A 3,887-nucleotide genomic window follows, 5' to 3' on the forward strand; every position below is an offset into this window, starting at 1 on the left:
CATCCTGACGGATGGGCTTTTTTGCGTCTGTTGTTTGTCGGTGAGTGCTCAATATCCCACTCTTCCATAACACAAGCCATCCTGAGGCATATGCGGTAAACTAAGCACGATTTTGCATCAGGAAAGCGTCTATGAATCACTCCCTTAAAGTCTGGAACACCTTCGGTATTGATCAGTATGCTAATGAACTTGTCTGCGCCGAAAATGAGCAACAATTACTGAATGCCTGGCAATCAGCCAATGCATTACAACATCCAGTGCTGATCCTGGGTGAAGGGAGTAACGTCCTGTTTCTTGATGCCTTCTATGGAACGGTGATTGTTAACCGTATTAAGGGCATTCAGGTCACAGAACAGCCTGATGCCTGGCATTTGCACGTAGGTGCGGGGGAAAACTGGCATCATCTGGTACAGCATACTCTGCAACTGGGCATGCCAGGGCTGGAAAACCTTGCGCTCATCCCCGGTTGTGTCGGTTCATCGCCGATCCAGAATATCGGTGCTTACGGCGTAGAACTACAGCGTGTCTGTGAATATGTTGATTGCGTTGAACTGTCGACGGGCAAACATTTACGCGTCGCAGCAGCGGAATGCCGTTTTGGCTATCGTGATAGTATCTTCAAACATGAATACCAGGATCGCTTTGCGATCGTTGCAGTTGGGCTGAAACTACCAAAACAATGGCAGCCGGTGCTGACCTACGGCGACTTAACTCGCCTGGATCCCTCGACGGTGACGCCGCAGCAAGTGTTTGATGCCGTCTGTCATATGCGTACAACTAAACTACCCGACCCTAAAATACAGGGTAACGCGGGGAGCTTCTTTAAAAATCCCGTCGTTACCGCAGAAGTTGCTCAGGTGCTGCTGTCACAATTCCCGACAGCGCCTCATTACCCTCAAAAAGATGGCTCTGTGAAACTGGCTGCTGGCTGGCTTATCGATCAATGTCAGCTAAAAGGGGCGAGTATAGGTGGTGCTGCGGTACATCAGCAACAGGCGCTGGTACTCATTAATGCCAACGATGCAACAAGCCAGGATGTGGTGCAGCTTGCCCATCACGTTCGCCAGAAAGTGGGTGCGAAATTTAATGTCTGGCTTGAGCCTGAGGTCCGATTTATTGGACCTCAGGGGGAAATGAACGCCGTGGAGATCATAGCATGAAGGATCATACTGTACCTCTGACGCTTATTTCATTGCTGGCTGATGGTGAATTTCATTCGGGTGAACAGCTAGGTGAAAAGCTAGGCATGAGTCGTGCGGCTATCAATAAACACATCCAGACGTTACGTGACTGGGGTGTTGATGTATTTACCGTTCCCGGTAAAGGATACAGCTTACCGGAACCTATTCAGCTCCTGGATTCATCAGTTATTCATTCCCAACTGGGTGGTGGAAATATTACCGTCCTGCCGGTCATTGATTCGACCAACCAATACCTTTTGGATCGTATTGGGCAACTGGAATCAGGTGATGCCTGCGTCGCTGAATATCAGCAGGCCGGACGTGGCCGTCGTGGGCGTAAATGGTTTTCTCCGTTTGGAGCAAACCTTTACCTCTCAATGTTCTGGCGTCTGGAGCAGGGACCGGCGGCTGCGATTGGCCTGAGCCTGGTCATTGGTATCATTATGGCAGAAGTATTACGCGATCTGGGTGCCGATAAGGTGCGCGTGAAATGGCCCAACGACCTCTATCTGCTCGATCGTAAACTCGCCGGCATTCTGGTGGAGCTTACCGGTAAAACGGGTGACGCTGCGCAAATTGTTATTGGCGCGGGTATTAATATGGCAATGCGTCGGGTGGAAGAGAGTGTGGTTAATCAGGGCTGGATTAACCTGCAGGAAGCGGGAATTAACATTGATCGTAACACCCTTGCCGCTCGGTTGATCCGTGAGCTGCGTGCGGCACTCGTACTGTTTGAGCAAGAAGGGCTAACGCCTTATTTACCACGTTGGAAGACGCTGGATAATTTTATCAATCGTCCCGTTAAATTGATTATCGGCGATAAAGAAATATTTGGTGTATCCCGGGGAATAGATGCGCAAGGTGCGCTATTACTTGAACAGGATGGCGTGATCAAACCGTGGATGGGTGGAGAAATATCACTCAGAAGCGCAGGGTAATAAAAAGGGGAGCGATAGCTCCCCTTTTTGTTTATTTCCGTAATCTCACTTGTTCAACAGCATGGTTGGCGCTTTTAGTCATGATTAAGCTGGCTCGCTCACGCGTTGGTAAGATATTTTGTTTTAAATTCAGCCAGTTAATTTCTTTCCAAAGTGTTGTGGCGGTATTGATAGCCTCATCTTCAGACAGTTTGGCGTAGTTATGGAAATAAGAGTCGGGGTTGGTAAATGCCCCTTCACGGAATTTCAGGAAACGATTGATATACCACGTCTGGAGTAATTCTTCTGGTGCGTCAACGTAAATAGAGAAGTCGACAAAGTCAGAAACAAATACATGATGTGGATCGTGAGGGTAATCCATCCCACTTTGTAATACGTTTAATCCTTCGAGAATTAAAATATCGGGTTGTGCGACGGTCTTGTCTCCATCAGGGATCACATCATAGATAAGATGTGAATAAACCGGCGCCGTGACGTTAGGGACACCTGACTTGAGGTCGGAAACGAATTTTACCAGACGGTGCATATCGTAGGACTGAGGGAAGCCTTTCTTCTTCATAAGTCCACGGTCTTTCAACACCTGGTTAGGGTGAAGAAAGCCATCGGTGGTAATCAACTCAACCTTGCGATGCTCAGGCCAGCGACTCAACAATGCCTGCAGGACGCGCGCAGTGGTACTTTTTCCTACCGCAACGCTGCCAGCAATACTGATGATATAAGGAATACGCTCGCCGTTGGTGCCTAAAAATTGCTCCAGCACAGCCTGACGGCGCAGGTTTGAACTGATGTAAAAGTTTAGCAAACGCGATAAGGGCAAATAAATCTCGGCAACTTCTTCCAGCGATAAGTCTTCATTAATGCCTTTCAGACGAGCAATCTCTTCCTCGGTCAGGGTCATCGGCACGGAATCACGAAGCGCAGCCCACTGGTTGCGATCAAACTGTAGGTAAGGCGTCATTAACGCTTGCTCTTTTATACTCATACGCATGGTCTGGCTGTCATTGCGATATCAGGTCAGTAATAAAAAATGAATTCATCCCTGGCACGCAATGGCACGTCACATTTCAGTTAATTTGGACAATGGGCAGGAGGGTAACACCAGATGGGAGGGAATAATAAGAAAAAATCATCCCCTGAAAAGCAATGTGACGGGTATTCCAGATGTAAAAAGAGGCACTTTGCATCAGTTGGTATACATATGATGGAGTAAAACACCTCCTGGACGGTCGTGAAACGTTGTAAATTTGTACAGTCAGGCGCGATAATAGATTATTTATCGGTCGTATAGTGTAAAATATGAGCGATAGAACGTTTTATGCGATTTTTTAGTTGCATGAAAGCGCAGGTCTCCATAAAATGCGCGCTACTTGATGCCGACTTAGCTCAGTAGGTAGAGCAACTGACTTGTAATCAGTAGGTCACCAGTTCGATTCCGGTAGTCGGCACCATCAAGTCCGGTGGGGTTCCCGAGCGGCCAAAGGGAGCAGACTGTAAATCTGCCGTCACAGACTTCGAAGGTTCGAATCCTTCCCCCACCACCACTTTCTGGCAGCGTTATCGCCGCCTGGGTTGGTTAGAAAAATTAACCAGCTCAAACAGAAAAGAGAGAAATCTCTTTTTTGTTACAGAAAGAACTGGGTAGCCGAGTTTCAGGATGCGGGCATCGTATAATGGCTATTACCTCAGCCTTCCAAGCTGATGATGCGGGTTCGATTCCCGCTGCCCGCTCCAGACGTGCTGATATGGCTCAGTTGGTAGAGCGCACCCT

Annotated in this window: 3 protein-coding genes and 3 tRNA genes; 5 read left to right on the forward strand and 1 reads right to left on the reverse strand. The window is 48.2% G+C overall.

The annotated features are described in order from the left end of the window. The first annotated feature begins 131 nt into the window (after window positions 1–131). Window positions 132–1,160: a UDP-N-acetylmuramate dehydrogenase gene (gene murB / locus FDX01_RS20665; RefSeq protein WP_117344055.1), complete on the forward strand. Its 1,029-nt coding sequence runs from the start codon at window positions 132–134 to the stop codon at window positions 1,158–1,160. Next, window positions 1,157–2,119 carry a bifunctional biotin--[acetyl-CoA-carboxylase] ligase/biotin operon repressor BirA gene (birA, locus tag FDX01_RS20670; RefSeq protein WP_137400383.1) on the forward strand — a complete coding sequence of 321 codons (963 nt, stop codon included), beginning with the start codon at window positions 1,157–1,159 and terminating at the stop codon, window positions 2,117–2,119. Before murB ends, birA begins: the two co-directional genes overlap by 4 nt. 31 nt (window positions 2,120–2,150) lie before the next feature. Here birA and coaA read toward each other — a convergent pair whose 3' ends face one another. Continuing rightward, window positions 2,151–3,101, reverse strand: coding sequence for a type I pantothenate kinase (coaA, locus tag FDX01_RS20675; protein ID WP_096759485.1), 951 nt, complete (start codon window positions 3,099–3,101; stop codon window positions 2,151–2,153). 390 nt (window positions 3,102–3,491) lie between these two features. Between coaA and FDX01_RS20680 the strand changes: the two genes are divergently transcribed. The 3 genes from FDX01_RS20680 (at window position 3,492) to FDX01_RS20690 (ending at window position 3,850) form a co-directional block, all read left to right on the forward strand. Further along, a tRNA-Thr gene (locus FDX01_RS20680) sits at window positions 3,492–3,567 on the forward strand. Between the two features lie 8 nt (window positions 3,568–3,575). After that, a tRNA-Tyr gene (locus FDX01_RS20685) sits at window positions 3,576–3,660 on the forward strand. Window positions 3,661–3,775: 115 nt separating this feature from the next. Further along, a tRNA-Gly gene (locus tag FDX01_RS20690) sits at window positions 3,776–3,850 on the forward strand. Window positions 3,851–3,887 lie beyond the last annotated feature (37 nt).

Source organism: Citrobacter sp. wls613, assembly GCF_005281195.1.
Classification (GTDB): domain Bacteria; phylum Pseudomonadota; class Gammaproteobacteria; order Enterobacterales; family Enterobacteriaceae; genus Citrobacter; species Citrobacter gillenii.